This is a genomic window from Streptomyces sp. NPDC006314, from assembly GCF_040613075.1.
Taxonomy (GTDB): domain Bacteria; phylum Actinomycetota; class Actinomycetes; order Streptomycetales; family Streptomycetaceae; genus Streptomyces.
Genome location: NZ_JBEXRL010000011.1, coordinates 80867 through 101537, shown reverse-complemented (window position 1 = coordinate 101537; position 20671 = coordinate 80867). Strand labels below are relative to the sequence as shown.

At 72.7% G+C, this 20671-nt stretch carries 22 protein-coding genes and 1 pseudogene; 4 read left to right on the top strand and 19 right to left on the bottom strand.

The features are described 5' to 3' along the window. Positions 1 to 37 precede the first annotated feature (37 nt). Positions 38 to 193 carry a hypothetical protein gene (locus tag ABZ079_RS21560; RefSeq protein ID WP_356941181.1) on the top strand — a complete coding sequence of 52 codons (156 nt, stop codon included), beginning with the start codon at positions 38 to 40 and terminating at the stop codon, positions 191 to 193. Between the two features lie 93 nt (positions 194 to 286). On the opposite strand, the gene ABZ079_RS21555 is transcribed toward ABZ079_RS21560, so the two are convergent. Together ABZ079_RS21555 and ABZ079_RS21550 are read right to left on the bottom strand one after the other, a co-directional pair. Then, the gene (locus ABZ079_RS21555; protein ID WP_356941034.1) at positions 287 to 1906 is read right to left on the bottom strand and encodes an ATP-binding cassette domain-containing protein; all 1620 of its coding nucleotides are present in this window, start codon (positions 1904 to 1906) and stop codon (positions 287 to 289) included. Positions 1907 to 2296: 390 nt separating this feature from the next. Continuing rightward, positions 2297 to 2953 (bottom strand): histidine phosphatase family protein, encoded by a 657-nt coding sequence (locus ABZ079_RS21550; RefSeq protein ID WP_356941033.1) that lies wholly within the window; start codon positions 2951 to 2953, stop codon positions 2297 to 2299. Positions 2954 to 3035: 82 nt separating this feature from the next. Here ABZ079_RS21550 and ABZ079_RS21545 point away from each other — a divergent pair, with 82 nt between their 5' ends. Together ABZ079_RS21545 and ABZ079_RS21540 are read left to right on the top strand one after the other, a co-directional pair. Then, positions 3036 to 4529 carry a phosphatase PAP2 family protein gene (locus ABZ079_RS21545; RefSeq protein ID WP_356941032.1) on the top strand — a complete coding sequence of 498 codons (1494 nt, stop codon included), beginning with the start codon at positions 3036 to 3038 and terminating at the stop codon, positions 4527 to 4529. Between the two features lie 122 nt (positions 4530 to 4651). After that, positions 4652 to 5479 (top strand): class I SAM-dependent methyltransferase, encoded by an 828-nt coding sequence (locus tag ABZ079_RS21540; protein WP_356941031.1) that lies wholly within the window; start codon positions 4652 to 4654, stop codon positions 5477 to 5479. Between the two features lie 31 nt (positions 5480 to 5510). Here ABZ079_RS21540 and ABZ079_RS21535 read toward each other — a convergent pair whose 3' ends face one another. The 13 genes and pseudogenes from ABZ079_RS21535 to ABZ079_RS21475 form a co-directional block, all read right to left on the bottom strand. After that, a complete protein-coding gene (locus ABZ079_RS21535; RefSeq protein ID WP_356941030.1) occupies positions 5511 to 5801 on the bottom strand; it encodes a gas vesicle protein K in 291 nt (96 codons plus the stop codon). After that, the gene (locus tag ABZ079_RS21530) at positions 5798 to 5986 is read right to left on the bottom strand and encodes a gas vesicle protein (RefSeq protein WP_356941029.1); all 189 of its coding nucleotides are present in this window, start codon (positions 5984 to 5986) and stop codon (positions 5798 to 5800) included. Before ABZ079_RS21530 ends, ABZ079_RS21535 begins: the two co-directional genes overlap by 4 nt. A 13-nt stretch (positions 5987 to 5999) precedes the next feature. Then, a complete protein-coding gene (locus tag ABZ079_RS21525; RefSeq protein ID WP_356941028.1) occupies positions 6000 to 6755 on the bottom strand; it encodes a GvpL/GvpF family gas vesicle protein in 756 nt (251 codons plus the stop codon). Further along, positions 6752 to 7090, bottom strand: a complete 339-nt coding sequence (locus ABZ079_RS21520; RefSeq protein WP_356941027.1) for a gas vesicle protein — start codon at positions 7088 to 7090, stop codon at positions 6752 to 6754. Before ABZ079_RS21520 ends, ABZ079_RS21525 begins: the two co-directional genes overlap by 4 nt. Beyond that, on the bottom strand, positions 7087 to 8256 hold the full coding sequence (locus ABZ079_RS21515; RefSeq protein ID WP_356941026.1) for an SRPBCC family protein: 1170 nt from the start codon (positions 8254 to 8256) through the stop codon (positions 7087 to 7089). The genes ABZ079_RS21520 and ABZ079_RS21515 overlap by 4 nt, the downstream gene beginning before the upstream one ends. Then, on the bottom strand, positions 8253 to 8864 hold the full coding sequence (locus tag ABZ079_RS21510; protein WP_356941025.1) for a DNA primase: 612 nt from the start codon (positions 8862 to 8864) through the stop codon (positions 8253 to 8255). Before ABZ079_RS21510 ends, ABZ079_RS21515 begins: the two co-directional genes overlap by 4 nt. Position 8865: 1 nt before the next feature. Beyond that, on the bottom strand, positions 8866 to 9123 hold the full coding sequence (locus ABZ079_RS21505; protein ID WP_356941024.1) for a gas vesicle protein GvpG: 258 nt from the start codon (positions 9121 to 9123) through the stop codon (positions 8866 to 8868). Positions 9124 to 9153: 30 nt separating this feature from the next. Further along, positions 9154 to 9924, bottom strand: coding sequence for a GvpL/GvpF family gas vesicle protein (locus ABZ079_RS21500; protein WP_356941023.1), 771 nt, complete (start codon positions 9922 to 9924; stop codon positions 9154 to 9156). Then, the gene (locus ABZ079_RS21495; RefSeq protein WP_356941022.1) at positions 9921 to 10343 is read right to left on the bottom strand and encodes a gas vesicle structural protein GvpA; all 423 of its coding nucleotides are present in this window, start codon (positions 10341 to 10343) and stop codon (positions 9921 to 9923) included. The genes ABZ079_RS21500 and ABZ079_RS21495 overlap by 4 nt, the downstream gene beginning before the upstream one ends. Before the next feature lie 58 nt (positions 10344 to 10401). Continuing rightward, positions 10402 to 10782: a gas vesicle protein gene (locus ABZ079_RS21490; RefSeq protein ID WP_356941021.1), complete on the bottom strand. Its 381-nt coding sequence runs from the start codon at positions 10780 to 10782 to the stop codon at positions 10402 to 10404. Positions 10783 to 10886: 104 nt separating this feature from the next. After that, a pseudogene (locus tag ABZ079_RS21485) lies at positions 10887 to 11544 on the bottom strand (hypothetical protein). Beyond that, positions 11541 to 13694, bottom strand: coding sequence for a transketolase (locus tag ABZ079_RS21480; protein ID WP_356941020.1), 2154 nt, complete (start codon positions 13692 to 13694; stop codon positions 11541 to 11543). Before ABZ079_RS21480 ends, ABZ079_RS21485 begins: the two are co-directional and overlap by 4 nt. Beyond that, positions 13660 to 15063, bottom strand: a complete 1404-nt coding sequence (locus ABZ079_RS21475) for an NAD(P)/FAD-dependent oxidoreductase (RefSeq protein WP_356941019.1) — start codon at positions 15061 to 15063, stop codon at positions 13660 to 13662. The genes ABZ079_RS21480 and ABZ079_RS21475 overlap by 35 nt, the downstream gene beginning before the upstream one ends. Positions 15064 to 15275: 212 nt before the next feature. Here ABZ079_RS21475 and ABZ079_RS21470 point away from each other — a divergent pair, with 212 nt between their 5' ends. Further along, entirely contained in the window at positions 15276 to 16232 is a 957-nt protein-coding gene (locus ABZ079_RS21470) for an LLM class F420-dependent oxidoreductase (protein ID WP_356941018.1), read from the top strand. Between the two features lie 285 nt (positions 16233 to 16517). Here ABZ079_RS21470 and ABZ079_RS21465 read toward each other — a convergent pair whose 3' ends face one another. The 4 genes from ABZ079_RS21465 to ABZ079_RS21450 all read right to left on the bottom strand — a co-directional run bounded on the left by ABZ079_RS21465 (position 16518) and on the right by ABZ079_RS21450 (position 20669). Next, entirely contained in the window at positions 16518 to 16964 is a 447-nt protein-coding gene (locus tag ABZ079_RS21465) for a phage holin family protein (RefSeq protein WP_356941017.1), read from the bottom strand. A 248-nt stretch (positions 16965 to 17212) separates the two neighbouring features. After that, positions 17213 to 17764: a GNAT family N-acetyltransferase gene (locus ABZ079_RS21460; RefSeq protein ID WP_356941016.1), complete on the bottom strand. Its 552-nt coding sequence runs from the start codon at positions 17762 to 17764 to the stop codon at positions 17213 to 17215. 17 nt (positions 17765 to 17781) lie between these two features. Continuing rightward, positions 17782 to 18705 (bottom strand): LD-carboxypeptidase, encoded by a 924-nt coding sequence (locus ABZ079_RS21455; RefSeq protein WP_356941015.1) that lies wholly within the window; start codon positions 18703 to 18705, stop codon positions 17782 to 17784. Beyond that, positions 18702 to 20669: an LpqB family beta-propeller domain-containing protein gene (locus ABZ079_RS21450; RefSeq protein ID WP_356941014.1), complete on the bottom strand. Its 1968-nt coding sequence runs from the start codon at positions 20667 to 20669 to the stop codon at positions 18702 to 18704. Before ABZ079_RS21450 ends, ABZ079_RS21455 begins: the two co-directional genes overlap by 4 nt. Positions 20670 to 20671 lie beyond the last annotated feature (2 nt).

Sequence of the window (20671 nt, the reverse complement as noted above, 5' to 3'; positions counted from 1 at the left end):
TCGCGTTTCTGCATCCACTGTACGAACATCCGGGATCGTGGGCCTCCGCATACGTCGAGCCGTCCAGGCACGACGAGGGCATGGACCACCGCCGCCACCTGACGGCGGAGGCGTGTCGCTGACCCCGGTCCTGGACGAGACCGGCGACGAGATCGCGGCAGGCGGCCTCGGCGCGCTGCTGCGCTGGAAGTGACGGCCGGGCGGAGTGAGGGCAGGGCGGAGTGGCGGCCGGGGCGGGTGAGTGGATCCGTGCTGACAGGGCCGCTCGTCCCGGCGTTCGTCGCGGCTACCGGGCCCGCTCCACCCGGCGTTCGTCCCAGACCGGTTCCGGGGTCTCGCGGACGCGGCCGTCGCTGCCGAAGACGAGGAAGCGGTCGAAGGAGCGGGCGAACCAGCGGTCGTGGGTGACCGCGAGGACCGTGCCGTCGAACGCCTCCAGGCCCTCCTGGAGGGCCTCCGCGGATTCCAGGTCCAGGTTGTCGGTCGGCTCGTCCAGCAGCAGCGCGGTGGCACCGGCGAGTTCCAGCAGCAGGATCTGGAAGCGGGCCTGCTGGCCGCCGGAGAGCCGGTCGAAGGACTGCTCGGCCTGCTGGGTCAGCTCGTAGCGGCGCAGCCGGGACATGGCCGCTCCCCGGTCCTGGGAGTGTTCCTTCCACAGGATGTCCAGCAGCGTGCGGCCCTGGAGTTCGGGGTGGGCGTGGGTCTGCGCGAAGTGGCCGGGCACGACCCGCGCGCCCAGCTTGAACTCGCCGGTGTGTGCCACGTCCTCGCCGGCGAGGAGGCGCAGGAAGTGCGACTTGCCCGATCCGTTGGAACCGAGGACGGCGACCCGTTCACCGTAGAAGACCTCCAGGTCGAAGGGGGTCATCAGGCCGGTCAGCTCGAGTTGTTCGCAGGTGACGGCCCGGACGCCGGTACGGCCGCCCTTCAGGCGCATGGTGATCTCCTGCTCGCGGGGCGGCTCCGGCGGCGGACCGGCCTCCTCGAACTTGCGCAGTCGGGTCTGCGCGGCCTGGTAACGGGAGGCCATCTCATGGCTGACGGCGGCCGCCTGCCGGAGGTTCAGCACCAGCTTCTTCAGCTGGGCGTGCTTCTCGTCCCAGCGGCGGCGCAGCTCCTCGAAGCGGGCGAAGCGTTCGCGGCGGGCGTCGTGGTAGGTGGCGAAGCCGCCGCCGTGCACCCAGGCGTCGGCGCCGGCCGGTCCCGGCTCGACGGAGACGATCTTCTCGGCGGCTCGGGAGAGGAGTTCCCGGTCGTGGGAGACGAAGAGGACCGTTTTCCGGGTCTCCTTGAGCTGTTCCTCCAGCCAGCGCTTGCCGGGCACGTCGAGGTAGTTGTCCGGCTCGTCCAGCAGCAGCACCTCGTCCGTGCCGCGCAGCAGCGCCTCCAGCACGAGGCGTTTCTGCTCGCCGCCGGAGAGGGTGCGGACCTGCCGCCACTGGGCGCGCTCGTAGGGCACGCCGAGGGCTGCGGTGGTGCACATGTCCCACAGGGTCTCGGCCTCGTAGCCGCGGACCTCGGCCCAGTCGGCGAGAGCCTGGGCGTACCGCAGCTGGGCGGCCTCGTCGTCGACGGTCATGATGGCGTGCTCGGCCTCGTCGACCGCCTTCGCCGCCTCGCGGATGCGGGGCGGGGCGACGGACACGAGCAGGTCCCGTACGGTCGTCTCGTCCCGCACGGAGCCCACGAACTGGCGCATCACTCCGAGGCCGCCGCTGACGGTGACGGTGCCGCCGTGCGGCTTCAGCTCGCCGGAGATCAGGCGGAGCAGGGTGGTCTTGCCGGCGCCGTTGGGGCCGACCAGGGCGACGGCGGCGCCTTCGCCGACCCGGAAGGACACGTCCCCGAGCAGGGCCCTCCCGTCGGGGAGGAGGTACTCGAGGTGCGCGGCTTCCAGATGTCCCATGGGCAGGCATTCTCCGGGGCGGCCCGGGCCTGCGGCAAACGCATATCCGACGGCGCCAGTCCGGTGGGGCCCCACCACGGCACCCGGCCACGTGCTCCGCATGGCCACCCGGCGGCATGCTTCCTGCCACCCGACCGCGCGCTCCGCCCCGCCGGGCCGCGTACTCCCCCGCCACCCGGCCCGTGCCCGTGCGCCCGACCACGCGCTCCCCCGGCCACCCGACCGCGCACTCCCCCCGACCCGGCCGCGCACTCCCCGCCGCCGCCCGGCGGCCCATTCCACGCACCGGCCACGCGCTCCCCGGGGCGCCCGACGGCGCACTCCCACACCACCCGGCCGCGCGCCCCCGGGCACCCGCCGCGTCCCACACCGCCCGGCCGCGTGCCCCCGCTACCCGGCCGTGTCCAGTGGTTCCCCCGCCGGGCCGCCCTGCCCCGCCGGTTCCACCGTGTTGCCCTGCCAGGACAGGGCCTTCCAGCCGTCCGACGGGGAGCCCTCGAGGACGACCACGCCGGTGTTCTCCAGGGGGCGGGCGGCGGCGAAGGCCACGTCGACGTTGCCGGCGCGGGCGGCGGTCCACACGCGGATCGCGGCGCCGTGGCTGATCATGGCGACGGTCCGGGCACCGCTGGCGGCGGCCTCGGCGATCACGGCGTCGTACCGCGCGAGGGCCTCCTCGCCGCTCTCCCCGCCGGGGACGCGCAGGGCCGTGTCCCCGGCCGCCCACGCGAACACGGTGCGCAGGTATCGCTCCCCCTCGGGCGAGTGGCCGGGCCGCATCTCCAGTTCGCCGGCGGACAGCTCGCGGATGCCGTCACGAACGATCACCCGGAGACCGCGGGCGGCGGCCAGCGGGGCGGCCGTGAGCTGGGTGCGGGTCAGGGTGGAGGCGTACAGGGCCTCGATGTCCTCGTCGGTGAGCGCCTCGGGCAGGGCGGCTGCCTGCGCCTCGCCGAGCGGGGTCAGTCCCGGGCCGGGTACGGCCGTGTCCAGCAGGTGATCCACATTGGACGGAGTCTGACCGTGGCGGACCAGGAGCAGGCGCATCGGGGGCATCCCCTCACCGCACCGGTCGGCTGCCCGGCGCACGGAAACACAAGAAACGGGCACTTCAGGGTAACCGCACCCCATGAGCCCAGACCTGGACCTGACCGCCCTGCCGACCGGCCGCAACGCCCTGCGCAAGCTGCTCGATCTCGACGCCCGGGTGTTCGAGGCGGCAGCCGCCTGGCACTGGCCCGGCGCCGAGCGGGTGCTGCCCCGCCTGAGCCGCAGCGCGAACCACGGGGTGCTGTGGTTCGCCACGGCCGCCGCGATGGCCGCGATCCGCACGCCCCGGGCTCGCCGGGCCGCGGTGCGGGGGCTGGCCTCGCTCAGCCTGGCCTCGCTGACCATCAACACCCTCGGCAAGCGTTCGGTACGCCGGGCGCGGCCGGTGCTGGACCCGGTGCCGCTGGTGCGGCAGCTCAAGAGGCAGCCGATCACCACCTCGTTCCCGTCCGGGCACGCCGCGTCGGCGGCGGCGTTCGCGACCGGGGTCGCGTTGGAGTCGCCGGCATGGGGGGCGGCGGTGGCGCCGGTGGCGTTCTCGGTGGCGGCCTCCCGCGTCTACACGGGGGTGCACTTCCCGAGCGATGTGCTGGCCGGCGCGGCGCTCGGGGCGGGCGCCGCCTTCCTGGTACGGCGTCTGGTGCCGACCCGGGCGGAGGTCTGGCGGCCCGCCCGGCCGCGTGCCGAGGCCCCGGCGCTGCCCGAGGGCGACGGTCTGGTGATGGTCGCCAACCGGGCCTCGGGCACGGCGGACCGGGTGCGCGCCCTGCACGACGCGCTGCCGAAGGCGGAGGTCGTCGAGTGTGCGCCGGAGGAGATCCGGGACGCGCTGGCGAAGGCGGCGACCCGGGCGCGGGTGCTCGGGGTGTGCGGGGGTGACGGCACCGTGAACGCGGCCGCCGAGGTGGCCCTGCGCCACGGACTGCCGCTCGCGGTGCTGCCGGGCGGCACCCTCAACCACTTCGCCTACGACCTGGGTGTGGAGGACGAACGCGATCTGGCCCTGGCGGTCCGGCACGGCGAGGCGGTCCGGGTGGACGCGGGCCGGTTCGTCACCGCCGACGGCGAGGGACTGTTCCTCAACACGCTGAGCCTGGGCGTCTATCCGGAGCTGGTGCGCGAGCGGGACCGCTGGTCGCACCGGCTCGGCGGCTGGCCGGCCGGAGTGCTCGGCGCGCTGCGTGTGCTGCGCGCGGACGAGCATCCGCTGGAGGTGGAGGTGAGCGGTGAACAGCGGCCGCTGTGGCTGCTCTTCGTCGGCAACGGCGTCTACCACCGCATGGGGCTCGCACCCGGCCGCCGTACCGATCTGGCGGACGGTCTGCTGGATGTGCGGGTGGTGCACGGCAGCCGCCGGCCCGCGCTGAGGCTGCTCGCCGCGGCCGTCGCGGGCCCGCTGTCCCGGTCCCCCGCGCACGCGGCGGTTCAGGTGAACCGGCTGCGGCTGACCGGCGTCGCTCCGGGCACCCCGCTGGCCTACGACGGCGAGGTCACGGCGGTGTCGGGCGAGGTGAGGCTGGAGAAGCTGCCCGAGGCGCTGACGGTCTACCGCCCGCTGCGCACCGCGTCCTGACGAGCCGTCATTCCATTATGCGAAACGCGTGTCTCACCATTTGAGGAGCGCGCGTACCGTGAGGCGTACCGCCGGTCGGTGCCGCAGGACACCGGGACGGTACGACGCGAAGGGGTGCAGCCATGCCGAAAGCGCAGGAGACCGCCGTCTACACACACGGGCACCATGAGTCGGTGCTGCGTTCACACACCTGGCGCACCGCCGCCAACTCCGCGGCCTACCTGCTCGGCTCGCTCAGGCCCCACATGAAGATCCTGGACATCGGCTGCGGTCCGGGGACCATCACCGCCGACCTGGCGGAACTGGTCCCGGACGGCCATGTCACCGGCGTGGACCACGCTCCGGGCATCCTGGAGCAGGCCCGCGCCACCGCCGCCGCACGCGGCCTGGACAACGTCGACTTCGCGGTCGCGGACGTCCACGCCCTGGACTTCCCGGACGACACCTTCTGTGTGGTCCACGCACACCAGGTGCTCCAGCACGTCGGCGACCCGGTGCGGGCGCTGCGCGAGATGCACCGGGTGACCAGGCCGGGCGGGTTCATCGCGGTACGCGACGCGGACTACGCGGCGATGACCTGGTACCCGGCCCTCGACGGCCTGGACCACTGGCTGGAGGTGTACGAGCGGGTGGCCCGCGCCAACGGCGGCGAGCCCGACGCCGGGCGCCGGCTGAAGGCGTGGGCGCTGGCCGCCGGGATCGGGGACGTCACGGCCACCTCCAGCACCTGGACGTTCGCCACCCCCGAGGAGCGGGCCTGGTGGAGCGGTCTGTGGGCGGACCGCACCCTTGCCTCCGGCTACGCCGACCGGGCCACCCAGGGCGGACACGCCACCGCCGAAGAGCTGCGGGCGGTGTCGCGGGCCTGGCGGGAATGGGGCCGGCAGGAGGACGGCTGGTTCGCGGTCCTGCATGGGGAGATCCTGTGCCGTAAAGAAGATGCCCGGTGATCGTTGGTGAGTGCGGCCCCCCACGCTCGGTTCACTCGCGGGGAAGCAGCGGCCCGAGCGGCCCGAGGTCCAGATTCAGGTCCTCGGGCCGCAGTCCGTACCGCTCCCTGAGCTCGGCCATCCGGTCCTCCAGCAGCATCAGGGTGAGCCCGATGCGCTCCTCCTGCTCCTCGGTCAGCTCACCGGTGTCGAAGCGGCGCACCGCCTGCCGTTCCATCAGCTGACGCAGCAGCTCCACCACGGTCAGGACGAGTTTCACCAGGTCACGCTCGACCGTGTCGGGTTCGAGATCGAGCCGGTTGCGCGGGCTGCGCGCGGTCATGCGAGCTCCTCGAAGGGCGAGGGGACCTGCTCGTTGACGGAGCTGATCAGGGCGTTCAGATCGATGCGGACGAGGTCGACGTCCGCGATGCGCAGCGTGAGGTCGCCGGTGATGACGACTCCTCCGGCCAGCAACCGGTCGAGCAGGTCGACGAGTGCGATCTCGCGTCGTTCCACGACGGTCACCGTTGCGCCCCCCTCATGATTCCTCTCCCGTGAAGGAGTAGGCGGCCCAGGGGCCGGTGAGTTCCACCCGGATTCCGGGGGCCTCGTCCTTCGTGCGGTCGACCAGTTCCACGAATTCCTCGGAATGCTCCCGAGGCACCAGATAGGCCCCGTTGAGTATGTTCTGGCCCGGCGTCGCGGACAGCGCGGAATTCTGCGGGGCGTGCAGCCGGGTATCCTCGGCGAGCCGGGAGAGGCGCTCGTTCAGGGACTCCGCGAATTCCTCGGCCCGCTGCCATTTCTCCTCGTGCGCGTGACTGTGCTCGCGCCGCCGGCGCAGATAGTCGCGCCCGCTGGCCGGCTTCGCCACGGCCGGGGCGGGTTCGGCCGGCTCGGGCTCCAGGTACACCTTCACGCCCCACTCCACCCGACCGTGCAGCCGGTCCAGGATGCGCCGGAAGTCGTCCTCGCGGGCCTCGATCATCATGCGGACGCCGCTGTCGTCCCGGAAGACGGTCCCGAGGCGGAGCGGCAGCGGGGTGGTCACGGTGGTGAGCGCGTCGATCACGCCCTGGTGGGCACGGGCGGTCGCGGTCAGCCAGTCCAGGTCCTCCAGGTGGGCCTTGAGGGCGCTCTCGGAGAAATCGGCCTCCGGGACGGTGCTGACGACCGCGACCAGGCCGTGATGGTGCAGCAGCGCCGGCGGGGCGCCTCCTATGCCGGTGAGCTGGGACTGCAGGGGCGTCCCGAAGGGCCGGCAGACGGCGTAGACGTACCGCAGTCCGATCATGATGCCTCCTTCGGCACGCGGCGGCCCGTTTCCAGCTCCTCCAGCCGGGCCAGGCGCTCCCTCAGCTCGGCGTTCTCCCGCGTCAGCTCATCCCGGCGGGCCCGGGAGGAGAGGGCCGGGTCGCTCTCCCACCAGTCGATCCCCATCTCCTTGGCTTTGTCCACCGAGGCGACGATGAGCCTCAGCTTGACGGTGAGCAGCTCTATGTCGAGCAGGTTGATCCGGATGTCACCAGCGATGACGACACCCTTGTCCAGCACACGCTCCAGGATGTCGGCGAGGTTGGCCCCCGAGCCCTGCCCGTAGGGCTCGGGGAAGCGGCTGGGCATCGTCATCGACGGCTCCCGCGCTCGGCGTACTCGGGTTCTTCTTCCTCCTCGTACGCCTCCTCCTCGGCCTCCTCGGGCTCCTCACCCTCCTCTACCTCCTCCTCGTACGGGCCCTCTTCCTCGTCCTCGTACTCTTCCGCCTCCTCGGCGGGCTCGCCCTCTTCCTCGTCCCGGTACTCCTCGGGCTCGCCCTCTTCCTCTTCCTCTTCCTCTTCCTCGTCCTGCTCCTCGGCCTCGCCCTCCGGGGCCTCCTCATCGGATGCCTCGGCGTCCTGCTCCTGCTCCTCCTCGGCCACGGCGTCCTCGTGGCTGCGGACCACCTCGCCGTCGCTGATCTCGCCGCGCCAGCCGTCCTCCGCCTCTCCCTTGAGGGTGATGAAACGGGCGAAGTTCTTCAGGTCCAGCCTGGCCCGGCGGCCCTGGGCCCGCCAGATGTTGCCGGTCTTCTCGAACAGGCCGCTCGGGTAGTACTCCATGACGAGCAGGACCCGGGTGAGGTTGTCGCCCAGGGGGTGGAAGGTGACGACACCCTTGGTGGTGCCCTTCGCGCCCTCCGACGTCCACTGGATGCGGTAGTCCGGTATCTGTTCGGTGGTGTGCGCCTTCCAGCTGCGGTTGGACCAGAAGACCTTCGCCTGCCAGTCGGAGTGGGTGTCGTCGGCGCGGTTCGCGCTCTTGACGCCCTTGGCGAAGGTGGAGAAGTCCTGGTACTGGGTCCACTGGTCGTAGGCGGTGCGCAGCGGCACGCCGACGTCGACGGACTCCATGATGACGGTGGGCTTGTTGCCCCCGCCTCCCTTGCGCTTGCCCTTGCCCCCGCCGAGGTTTCTCACCGCGTCCATGACCTTCTCCTTGGCGCCGGATGCGCCCAGCTCCAGTGCGGAGCGCAGCGGCCCCTTGCCCTCGGCGATCTTGCGTCCGCCGTCGAGCGCGAGCTTGGCGAAGCCCGGGCTGTTGCCCTCGGCGATGTCGTTGAGCTTGACGGTCGTCTCGCCCAGCTTGCGGCCGAGGCCGGTCAGCAGGCGCTGGGCCTGCGCGGACAGGTACTCCTGAGCCTCCGCCTTGAGCCGGTCGGCGGCCTCGCTGTGGGCGAGATCCGTCAGTGGGTTGTTCTTGGCCTCACCCGTGGCCTTGCCTGCCGCGGAGGTGGCGGATCCGAGGGTCTCGGTCATCGGTCGTCGCCGCCCTTCGACTGCCGGGACTCGGCACCGCGAGCGGTGCCGGTCTTCTTGGCCGCCGCCTTCTTCGCAGGAGCGGTCTTCTTCGCCGGGGCCTTCTTGGCCGCGGCCTTCTTGGCGGGAGCCTTCTTGGCGGGGGCCTTCTTGGCCGGCCCATCGCCGCGCGCCTCGCTCTCCCGGCCCTCGTCCCCCCGGTCGTTGTCCTCGCGGTCGTCATCCTCCCGCTCGGCGGACTCCTCCTGGGCGTCCTCGTCGTCCCGCTCCTCCTCGGAGCCGGCGGGCACCGCCCCGGAGAGCTGGTCGCGCACCTGGGTGGTCCGGCCGTGCAGCCGGTCGGCAAGCGTGCTCATCTGCCGCTCCACCATCGCGCCGGTGGCGGCCTTGCCGACACCCCGCAGGTCCTGGCGCAGCTGGTCCCCGATCTCCTTGAACTGCGGGTTGTCCCGCAGCTGCTGCTGCGCCAGCTCCGCGAGCGCCTTCGGGCCGAGGTTCAGCTTCTTCCCGGCCACCAGAGAACCGACGGCGAGTGCCATTTTCAGCTTCTTCGTGCGTCCCAGGAAGTATCCGGCCCCTACGGCGAGGCCCAGTGCCGTTCGGTTCATCTCACGTCCCGTTGCCTGTGGTGTCGCCGGAGCGCAGGGCGGTCTCCAGCCGGTCCAGAAGTTCGTCCTCGCGCTGGTCGAACTCCTCCTCAGTGATCTCGCCCGCCTCCAGTTGCTCTTCGAGGCGGGCGAGTTCGGCCCGTACGGTGGAGGGGTCGTAGTAGATCCGTTCCGCCTCGCGGAGCACCTGTCTGATGGCCCACGCGCTGCCGCGCACGGGTGCGAACGGCAGCATCAGCACCTCGCCGATCAGTCCCACGGTGATCTCCTTCCGCTCGGGCCGGGGGCGCTATTGCGCGCCGGCGTCCGCACCGGCCCTGCTGCCCGCGGGAGTGGCGGGGCCGGGTTCGACGAAGCTGTACGGCGGCAGCGGCCCGTTGACCCGCAGATCCAGGTGGGGGTGGCTCTTGCGGACCTGCTCGACGGCGGCCAGGAAACGGTCGGACGAGTCCCGGGCGACCAGGAACGACACGTTCACCAGCCAGCCGGTGGACTCGGGGCCGACGCTGACCGCCGCGGCGGCCGGTGCCAGCAGGCCCTGCACCTCGTTCGCGTCCTCGGCCTCCTTCGCCTTGACGGCGGCGGCGACCATCTCGCCGAGGCGGATCTTGTCGTCGTAGCTGCCTCCGCCGGATCGGCGGTTGGCCTCGGCGAGGGCGCGCACCTCCGCGTTCTCGGCCATCACGAGATGCAGGACGGCCTCTTCCACGTGGGTGGCCTTGATGTTGTACTCGACCTTGCCGTCCAGCTCCCGCAGCCGCTCGTGGTAGTGCTCCGCCCGTTCGGCGAGCACCTGGGTGACGGCGTCGTCGTCGGGGGCGACGCTGCCGAAGCGCATCGGCAGGATGCAGCCGGCCGCGCCGGCCTCGGCGAGCACGTTCTGGTGCGCGAGCAGGTCCCTGCGCTTGGGACGCAGGTCCTCGGGGGCGTCACTGACCACGGCGGACAGTTCACCGGCCGTGAGGACGCGTACCGTCCGGGCCGGCTCCCCCACACCGGTCATGCCCTCGGGGAGCGCGGGGTGCGACTGGGCGGTGATCCCGTAGACGTACGTGCTCACTCCTGCTCCTCCTTACGGCGCGCCGGGGCCTTACGGGCACGCGGCCGGGACTCGGTCTCCCCTTCACCGCGGGCCTGGTTGAAGGCGTCGGATATGGTCTGCGCGGCGCCGGACAGCGCCCCCTTGGACTTGCCGCGGGCACCGGACTCGGTGACCTCGCCGACGATCTCGGGCAGGCCCGGGCTCTTGTTCGGGCCGGACTCCAGGTCCAGGCGGTTGCAGGCCTCGGCGAAGCGCAGATAGGTGTCGACGCTGGCCACGACGACCCGTACGTCGATCTTCAGGATCTCGATGCCGACCAGGGAGACACGCACGAACGCGTCGATGACGAGTCCCCTGTCAAGGACCAGCTCAAGTACGTCGTAGAGGCCGCTGCTGCCGCCTCCACCTCCGGTCTGCTGTGCCGGAACAACAGTCATGCCGGCGATTCCTCCTTGTGCGTAGGGTGTGTTCGCGGGCGGGTGTGCGGGCGGTGACCTAACGGCCACCGCCGCGCGGGTCCGCCCTCCCGCGTTCGTAGCGGCGGACGCGCCGGTAGCCGGTGAGCTCCCCGTCCGGGTCGAGTTCGACCTGGTAGCTGGCCATCAGGCTCATCGTGTCGGGCACCCTCGCCAGTTCGAGGACCTCGACCTCCAGCGACCACCCGTCCTCCGTCTGCTCGAACGACGACACCGATTCCGGTGTGAGGCCGGTGAGTTCGGCGAGCTGGGCGCGCGCCTGGCGCAGCACCACCATGGGGGTCGGACGGTGGTCGTCCGCCGCGTGCTTGTCTGTGTTCTCCTGTGTTTCCTGGGAGTCCTGATTGTCTTGTGACTCCCGTGAATTGTGTGACTGGGATGTGTTCCTTGTGTTCGACATGGCCACCTCTCCCTGCGTGTGGCCCTCATGTCCTTGGCCAAACCTTCCGGAGCACATGCATCCCCTGGGCCGGTCATCGCCCCTGGTCAGAGGGGACGCATGTGTCAGCCATCCAATGCCGTCAAGCGGCGGCGGGCGGGCCCCAGGGAACGGCCGCGGCGCGGCAGGCCGGCCCAGGGGTCCGTGCGCGCCTGGTCCACCGCGTCGGCGAGGGTCCAGCTACGGGCGTCGAGGCCGGGGTCGTACAGCTGCTCCCAGGCGAGGGGCACGGCGACGGGCGCGCCGGGGCGGGCGCGGACGGTGTCGGGGGCGAAGTCGTCCTCGGCCGGGTCGAGGTCGAACACCAGGCGGTCGGGGTGGTCGGCGCCGCCGGCGCGGTCGGTGCGGGAGAGGCAGCGGTGCAGGGTGAGGCAGGCCTGGTCGGCGAGGTAGAGGAGGGTGGCGGTGTCGTCGCACACGACATGCCTGACCGTGCCGCCCTCCTTGGCGACCTCGGCGCGGGTGATCCAGTCCGGATAGTGCTCCGGAGTGTTCTTCTGCATGAACCGCGGCCCGTCCAGGCCGTCCGGATACCTCTCCAGCATCAGCGGACGGCCGCGCAGGTGCGGCAGCAGATAGGGCGCGACGGACCGGTAGTAGTCGGCGAGATCGCCTTGGTGTACTCCTTGGCGGCGGCGCCGCCGGGGAAGAGCACCTTGCCGGGCCGCTGGATCTCCACCTGCGGCGGCCCTCCCGTATGGTCCGCGCATCACCGCGGCTCATCGCACGACCGCCTCCTCAACCAGCAGCTTGGCGGCCGTGGCGATGCCGACCGCGTCGATGCCGACCGCGTGCAGCTGCTCGTCGGGCGCCGCCGAGCCCGGCATGGTGCGCACCGCGAGCCGGACCAGGCGGGGCACGGGCCGGCCGTCCGCGAACGCCTCCGCGACGGCGTCCCCCAGGCCGCCCTCCGCGTGGTGGTCCTCGACGGTGAGCAGGCAGCCGGTCTCCTCGGCGGCCCGGCGCAGGGTTTCGACGTCGACGGGCTTGATGGAGTACAGGTCGATGACCCGTACCCGGATGCCGTCCTCGGCGAGCCGGTCGGCGGCGGCCAGCGCCTCGTGCACGGTGACCCCGGCGGCCACGACGGTCAGCCGGTCGTCCTCACCCGAGCGCAGCGTCTTGCTGCCGCCCACCGGGAACTCCTCGTCGGGGCCGTAGATCACCGGGGACTTGCCGCGGGAGGTGCGCAGGTAGCGGATGCCGTCGAGGCCGGCCATGGCCGCGACCAGCTTGACGGTCTGGTTGGCGTCACACGGGTAGAGCACGGTCGAGCCGTACACCGCCCGGAACATCGCCAGGTCCTCCAGGCCCATCTGCGAGGGCCCGTCCTGGCCGATCGCGGCACCGGCGTGCGAGCCGACCAGGTTGAGTCCGGAACCGCTGATGGACGCCATGCGCACGAAGTCGTAGGCGCGGCTGAAGAACGCGGCGAACGTGGAGGCGTACGGCACCCAGCCGCGCGCGGCCATGCCGACGGCCGAGGCGACGAGCTGCTGCTCGGCGATGTAGCACTCGAAGAACCGGTCCGGGTGGGCCTTGGCGAACTCCTCGGTCCGGGTGGAGTCGCCGACCTCGCCGTCCAGGGCGACGACATCGCCGCGGGCGCTGCCGAGCGCGGCGAGGGCCTTTCCGAAGGCGTCCCGGGTGGCGGCCTCGTCCCCCTCGTCGTAGCGCGGGAGCTGGAGCGCCTCGGTGGTGACCGAGCGCAGCGCGGCGGCCGCCTGCGGCTCGCTGACGCGGACGTGCAGCTGACGCGGTCCGCCGAGTTCGGCGATGGCCTGCTCGGCCTCGGGCAGCGGCTTGCCGTGCAGGCCCTCGCGGTCCTCGACGGCGGCGACGCCCTTGCCCTTGAGGGTGCGGGCGAGGACCACGGTGGGCTGCCCGGCCGTGGACAGCGCCTCCCCGTACGCCCGGTCGATCTTGTCGACGTCGTGTCCGTCGATCTCGATGGTGTGCCAGCCGAAGGCCTGGAAGCGGCGGGCGTAGGCGTCCAGGTCGTGGCCGTGCCGGGTGGGACCGCGCTGCCCGAGCCGGTTGACGTCCACGATCGCGATCAGGTTGTCCAGGTTCTCGTACCCGGCGTGTTCGGCGGCCTCCCACACCGAGCCCTCCGCCAGCTCGCTGTCGCCGCACAGCACCCACACCCGGTACCCGGTGCGCTCCAGCCGCTTGCCGGCCAGGGCGATACCGACCCCGACCGGCAGGCCCTGGCCGAGGGAGCCGGTGGCCGTCTCCACCCAGGGCAGGCGCCGGGGCGTCGGATGTCCTTCGAGCCGGCTGCCGAGCTTGCGGAACGTGAGCAGCTCGCCGTCCTCGATGGCGCCGGCCGCCTTGTAGGCGGCATACAGCAGCGGCGAGGCGTGTCCCTTGGACAGCACGAAGCGGTCGTTGGCGGGGTGTTCGGGGCGTTCGAAGTCGTAGCGCAGATGGTTCGCCAGCAGGACGGCCACCAGATCGGCCGCGGACATCGAGGACGTGGGATGCCCGGACCCCGCGGCGTCGGCCGCCCGCACGCTGTCCACGCGCAGCTGCTGTCCCAGTTCGGCGAGTTCGGCGGTGTTCATGAGTCTCCTCGATCTCCTTGCACAGAGTCGGGTGAATGGGGGTGGTCGGCGGGGCCGGGCGGATCGGTACGCCTGACCGGGCCGGGTGCGGGGTGCCCGGGGGCGGGGGAACGCTCCGGCCGGCCCTGGGCGGGCTCTTTGCCGGGCTGCCTCTTCGCCGGCTCTCCGCCCGGCTGGTTCTTCGCCGGCTCTCCGCCCGGCTGGTTCTTCGCGGGCTCTCCGCCCGGCTGGTTCTTCGCGGCTTCCTCGCCCCGCTGGTTCGGCTGCTTCGTCATGGTCTCGTCTCCTTGCCGTCGGTACCGGCACCGGGCGCCGGGGGCACCCCGGGGCCCGCCTCCTTGCCTGCGTGCTCCCCCGCCCGCTCCCGGCCACCCGGTACCCGCGCCAGTTCCGGGGAGGCCGTGTCCAGGGGCACCGACCACGCCCGTACGAGGCCCAACTGGACGCCCTGCCGTGGCAGGAAGGCGTCCAGCAGCCAGTCGGCGGCGACCCGGACACGGTTGCCGGGCAGCGCGGCCAGGTGGTAGCCGCGGGTGACCGCGCCGGCCGCCGGGCCGGACAGCGGGATGCCGAGCGGGTTGGCGGCGGCCCGGACCCCGCCCAGGTCGACGGCGAAGCCCAGGTCGCGGTGGCGGTACGGGCGCCCTCGCCGGCCGAGGCCGAGCGAAGCGGCCACGTTCTCCCCGGCCACCCGGCCCTGCCGCCAGGCGTGCTGGGCCGTCATCGACGTGAACTCCCCGGGAAGCCACAGGTTCGGTACGGCGGCCGCGTCCCCGCAGGCGAACACCTCCGAGCGGCCCGGCAACCGCAGAAACGGGTCGACGATCAGCCGGCCGCGCTCCAGCGGCTGCCCGACGGCCTCCACCAGCGGATCGGGCCGTACGCCCACGCACCACACCAGGGTCCGGCACGCGACGAACTCCCCGTCGGTCAGCAGTACCCCGTCGTGGGTGGCCTCCTTCACCGACGTCCCCGTCCGCACGTCCACGCCCCGCGCCCGCAGCACCCGGTCGGCCGTACGGGACATCCGCTCGTCCATCTCCGGCAGCACGCGCGGCGCCACGTCCAGCAGAATCCAGCGGGGGTGCAGGCCGGAGGGCAGCGGGTGGCGGCGGGCCAGCCGGTCGGTGAGCATCTGCAGATGCGCGGCCACCTCGGTACCGGTGTACCCGGCGCCGACCACGACGAAGGTGCACCGGGCTGCGATGGTCTTCGGATCGTCGTCCGCGGCGGCGAGTTCCACCTGCCGGGTCACGTGGTCGCGCAGGTACAGGGCCTCGGGCAGCCCGCGGAACCCGTGCGCGTGCTCGGCGACGCCGGGAACGGGCAGCAGCTTGTTGACGCTGCCCACGGCCAGCACCAGCCGGTCGTAGCCGAGGGCGCGCGTGCCGCCCTCGGGGTCGGTGTAGTGGACGGTGCGGCCGTCGAGGTCGACGTGGTCCGCCTCACCGAGGACCAGCCGCACTCCGCGCAGGGTGCCGGGCAGTGACACGGTGACCCTGCGGGCCTCGAGGATGCCGGCGGCGACCTGCGGCAGCAGGGGCAGGTACAGGAAGTAGTCGGTCGGGTTCAGCAGCGTGACATCGGCCTGGCTCCGGGTGAGACGGGCCAGGGTGCGGGCAGCCCGGTACCCGGCGAAACCGGCGCCGACGATCACGACGTGAGGTCGGGTCACGGTGCGCCTCCGGCGGTGTGGCTCGTCCGAGGCTTTCCGCGTAACCGGGGGCGGGGCACCCAAACGCCGGGCATTCACCCGTACGCCGTTCGCAGCCCCGAACGCCGCCCGCTCGGCAACCGCCCGGAGCGGCGTTTCGGCAGGTCGCCCCCGGCTACCCGGCCCGGACCGGATCACACCGAGCTCACCAGCCCCACGCGGAGGTGCCTGCCATGCCCGAGTACGGCTATTTCCTGGCGAGCGAGGAGCACGACCCGGCCGGTCTCGTCGAACAGGCCAGGATGGCCGGGCAGGCCGGGTTCCAGGCACTGTGGATCTCCGACCACTACCACCCGTGGAACGACGCGCAGGGACAGAGCGCGTTCGTGTGGTCGGTGATCGGCGCGCTGTCGCAGGCGGTGTCGCTGCCCGTCGAGACCGCGGTGACCTGCCCGACCGTGCGGATGCACCCGGCGGTGGTGGCGCAGGCCGTGGCGACGAGCGCGGTGATGACCGGGGGCCGCTTCCGGTTCGGCGTCGGCACCGGCGAGGCACTCAACGAGCACATCCTCGGCGACCGGTGGCCGCCGCTGGACGTGCGCCTGGAGATGCTGGAGGAGGCGATCCAGGTGATGCGCCGGCTGTTCACCGGCGAGGAGGTCAGCCACCACGGGGCGCACTACACGGTGGAGAACGCCCGCCTCTACACCGTCCCCGACGAGCCGGTGCCGATCGACATCTCCGGCTTCGGCCCGAAGGCCACCTCGCTCGCCGCCCGCGTGGGCGACGGCTACATCACGATGATGCCGGAGGAGGAGATGGTCACCCGGTTCCGCACGGGCGGCGGCGGAACCAAGCCGGTCAGCGGCGGCACGAAGGTCTGTTACGGCACCGACCGCGAGGAGTGCGTCCGTACGGTGCACAAGCTCTGGTTCAACGAGCTGCTGCCCGGCGAGATGGGCCAGGTGCTGCCCTCGCCGCGCCATTTCGAGCAGCTGCACGAGCTGGTCACCGAGGACATGGTGCGGGAGAAGACGGTGTGCGGGAACGACGTGGACGAGCATGTCTCGGCGCTGAGGGCCTTCGCCGACGCGGGGTTCGACCGGGTGTACGTGAATCAGATCGGGCCGGACCAGCGGGGGTTCTTCGACTTCTACCGAACGAAGGTGCTGCCGCGGCTTGCCGCGTGAAGGCAGGGCGGTTCCGGGGCGTTGCCGGGTGCGGGTGGTGTGTCCCTGGGCGCGCGGTTCCCCGCGCCCCCGGGTGAGCCGCCCCCGCCCCGGCCGGAATGAGCCCCTGTGCCGCGGCCGGGAGGGGCGGTCGCGCCGCGCTGCCGGATACGGCTTGCCTGTGCCTGGACGCGCAGTCCCCCGCACCCCGGTCGGCGTCGGCTGATGTGTCCCGGCGTCGCACAGAATGCCCCGGCCACGTCGCTGTGTGGCCGGGGCACCTCCGTGGTTGACGCCTCCCGTTCGTCAGGCCCTGTGGTGCGGGGTGTCCGGGCCGATGTCCGGGCGCGGCGGCGCCCCGGAGGGCATCGGGGGGTACGGCAGGCCGAGGCCGCTGGGCGGGGCGGCCGGCGGGGTGCCGCCGACCACGTGCTGCGGAGGGCTCGGGGCGTGGTGCGCGTGGCCCGGGCGGGCGGCACCGCGCAGCAGGTAGGCCACCGCGCCGAGGATCGCCGCGGTGATCAGTGCGGCCGCCCAGCCGGGCAGTCCGATGGCCAGGGCCAGGCCCACGGCGAGCGCGACCGCGCCGCCCGCGTAGAGGGCGGCGGCACCGGAGGCGGCGTAGAGCATGGCGGTGCGGCGCTGCTTGCGGCTCTGCTCACGCAGTTCGTCGCGTACCGTCTCGCGTGCCACCTGTGCCAGCTCTTCGACAAGGTGCTTGTCCAGATGTTCCAGGTGATCCAAACGGTCCATACCGTGCGGGTACCCGCTGGGCACAGCGGGTAACGCCGGGGCCGCCGCGCCGCCACGGCTGCCCCGACTGGGCAGCGGGCAGGGGCCGCTCGTGGACGCCGGGGGAGCGGGAGTCCGAGCCCTTGACGGCGCACTCCGGCGGCGTCGAGTGGAACATCGGCGCCACCGGCCACACCACCCTCTCCCACGCCCCTGCACGCCGCCGCACCCCCGCACCGGACGGCGGCGAGATGCTGCGCCTGCGGGAATCAGCCGCCGGGTCTCATCTCGGCGGTGAGTGCCCAGCGTTCATGGTCCCGCCAGGCTCCGTCGATGTAGATCATGCGGGGCGAGAAGCCCTCCAGCCGGAACCCGGCGCCCCGGGCGAGGGCGATGGAGGCGGTGTTCTCGGGCTGCGCGTTGATCTCGAGCCGGTGCAGCCCCAGCGGTCCGAACGCGTACCCGATCACCAGGTCCAGGCCCTCGCGCATCAGCCCGCGCCCGGCGGCGTGCGCGAAGGCGCCGTAACCGAGGGCGCCGCACTGGAAGCCGCCCCGGACGATGTTGTTGATGTTGATGAACCCGGCGATGTCCCCGCTGTCCTTCTCGCACACCAGGAATCCGGCCTTGGCCGGGTCCTCGATCAGCCGGCCGGCGTAGGCGGCGTAGGCCTCTTCGGTGTCCGGCGGGAACAGCCACGGCCGGTGCAGGTCCTCGCTCTCCCGGGTCCGCGCGGTGAACTCCGGGCCGTCCTCGGGGGTGAAGTGGCGGATGGCCACGCGGGGGCCCTCTGCGAGGTGACGGGACGGGATGTGCGGCATCCGGCCAGCCTACGGCGTCACCGCAGGGCGGGCTGGTCGAGAGTCAGCGTGGACGTGTCCGCGTCGAGCTCGGCCGCGACCCGGAAGGGGATGGTGAGCGCGCCTTCGCAGTGGCCGAAACCGAAGTCCTCCACCACCGGAACGCCCAGCGCGCCGAGCCGGTCGACGAGCAGGGGACGCACCTCGGCGTAGTCGGCGCAGCTCTCCCAGGAGCCGAGCAGCACACCGCGCACGCCGTCCAGCCAGCCGGTGCGCAGGAGTTGGGTGAGATACCGGTCCAGGCGGTAGGTCTCCTCGCCCACGTCCTCCAGGCACAGCAGTCCTCCGTCCGCCGAGGGGCGGGTGTGCGGGGTGCCGAGTTCCGCGGCGAGCAGGCACAGACAGCCACCGAGGGTGACACCCCGGGCCCGGCCGGACACCAGGGGCGTGCCGCCGGAGGCGATCGTGCGGACCGTTTCCGGGGCGAACAGCGTGGCCCGCAGGTGCTCCTGTGCCCGCGCGTTCTTGATGAAGTCGATGCCGGCCGCCATCGGCCCGTACAGCGTGGCGAGCCCCAGACGGGTGGCGAAGGCCTCGTGCAGGACGGTGATGTCGCTGAAGCCGACGAAGACCTTGGGCCCGGCCGCCCGCATCGCCTCCCAGTCGAGCAGGTCGATCATGCGTTGCACCCCGTATCCGCCGCGGGCGCACAGCACCGCGTCCACGGCGGGATCGCACCAGGCGTTCTGGAAGTCGGCGGCGCGGTCGGCATCCGTGCCGGCCAGATAGCCGAACTCGCCGTGCCGGTCCAGGACATGGGGTCCGATCACCGGGTCGAGATCCCAGCCGCGCAGCACGTCGAGTCCCGCCTGCAACCGCTCCTCGGGCACCGGCCCGCTGGGGGCGACGACCGCCACCCGCGCCCCGGGGGCCAGCCGGGCCGGGCGCACCAGTTCCGTCACGTGACCAACTCCACCTTCGGCACGTCCGGCGTCGGGTTCAGCCCGAACACCTGGGCGTACAGGGACAGTTCCGCCTCCAGGGCGCGGACCATCGTCGCGGCCCGCCGGAATCCGTGCCCCTCCCCCGCGAAGGCGAGGTACGCGTGCGGCACGCCCCGGCCCTCGATCCGGGCGAGGAAGCGTTCGCACTGGGCGGGCGGGCAGATGACGTCGTCCAGGCCCTGGAGCAGCAGGAAGGGCACGGTGAGACGGTCGGCGTGCGCGGTCGGCGACCGCTCGGCGTACCGGGCCGGCACCTCGTCGAACGGCCCGATCAGTGACTCCAGGTAACGGGACTCGAAGTCATGGGTCTCCCCCGGGCCCCAGGTGGTCAGGTCCAGGACCGGGTAGACGATGGTGCCGCAGGCGTAGACGTCGGTCGTGGTCAGGGAGGCGGCGGTGGTCCAGCCGCCCGCGCTGCCGCCCCGGATCGCGAGCCGGGCGGGGTCGGCGGTGCCCTCGTCGGCCAGGGCGCGGGCGACGGCCGCGCAGTCCTCGACGTCGACCACGCCCCACTGCTCGCGCAGCCGCTCCCGGTAGGCCCGGCCGTATCCGGTGGAGCCGCCGTAGTTGACCTCCGCGACACCGATGCCCCGGGAGGTGAAGTAGGCGATCTCCAGATCCAGCACGAGCGGCACCCGGCTGGTGGGACCGCCGTGCGCCCAGATGACGTACGGCGGCAACTCGCCGTCGGCTGCGGTCCGCCGGGGGTGGTGCGGAGGGTAGACGTGCGCGTGTACCTCGCGGCCGTCTGGGCCGGTGAAGACGCGGATCTGCGGCTCGGGGTAGTAGGCCGGGTCGACGGGATCGCGGTGCCGGGCTCCGATCGCCCGGGCGCGTCCGCTCCGGGTGTCCAGCTCGACCACCTCGTATGCGGTACGCGGGCTGGCACCGATCGCGACGACCCGTTCGCCGTGCACAGCGAGCGTGGACGCGAACTCGGTCCACGGTCCGGCGGCGTCGACGACCTCGCCGGACTCCGGATCCAGAATCCCGAGTACAGACGCCCCCCGGCCGTGGACGACCGCGATCAGCCCATCGTCCAGCGGAGCGAACCAGCACAGGCCCAGCTTCCACAGCGGGCCGGCGAACTCCTCCTCGCGCGGGCACAGCGGGGCGCCGTCCCGGTACAGGTTCCACCAGCCGCTGCGGTCGCTCGCATACACAAGACGGCCGTCCGCGGACCATTCGGCCTGCGCGACGGCTTCCTCCGGTCCGCCCGCCACCGTGTGGACCGTATGCAGAGTGCCGTCGGCACCGACCTCGCCGACGAGCAGCTCCGTACCGTCCCACGGCATCCGTGGATGGTCCCAGGCGAGCCAGGCGGCCCGGCGGCCGTCGGGCGAGAGACGGGGGCCGGTGACGAAACGGTGCCGGTCGCCGGTGAGTTCACGCACGGCGGCCCGGTCCTCGGCGGCCGAGCCGTCCAGCGGTACGGCGGCCAGGACGCGCCGCACATCGTCCGGGCCCTCTCCGGTGAACTCCTCCAGCACGCACCACACTTCACCACGGGCGAGGTCCACCTGCGGCTCCGCCCAGCGCAGTCCGCCGCCCACCGGCGAGAGCGGGGTGAGGGGGCGCGGCTCGCCACCGGGCTCGTACCGGTACAGCCGCTGGTCGGCGAAGTGCGTGAACACCACCAGGGGCCTGTCGCCCCGCACCACCCCGGTCCAGGGCCGGCCGCCGTACTCGATGACCCGGCTGCGCACGTTCCACGGCTCCGGCAGCACCGACTCCTCGGTGCCGTCGGCCGTCCGGCGTACCAGCGCCCGCCGCCCGCCCTCGGCGGGCCGTGGCTCGGTCCACCACACCTCGTCCCCGACGAATCCCACCCACTCCGGCCGCCCGTCGTGCGCGGCGGCCAGCGCCGCGTCGATGGGCGAGGGCCAGGAACCGTACGCCGACTTCAGCACCTCGTCCCCCACTC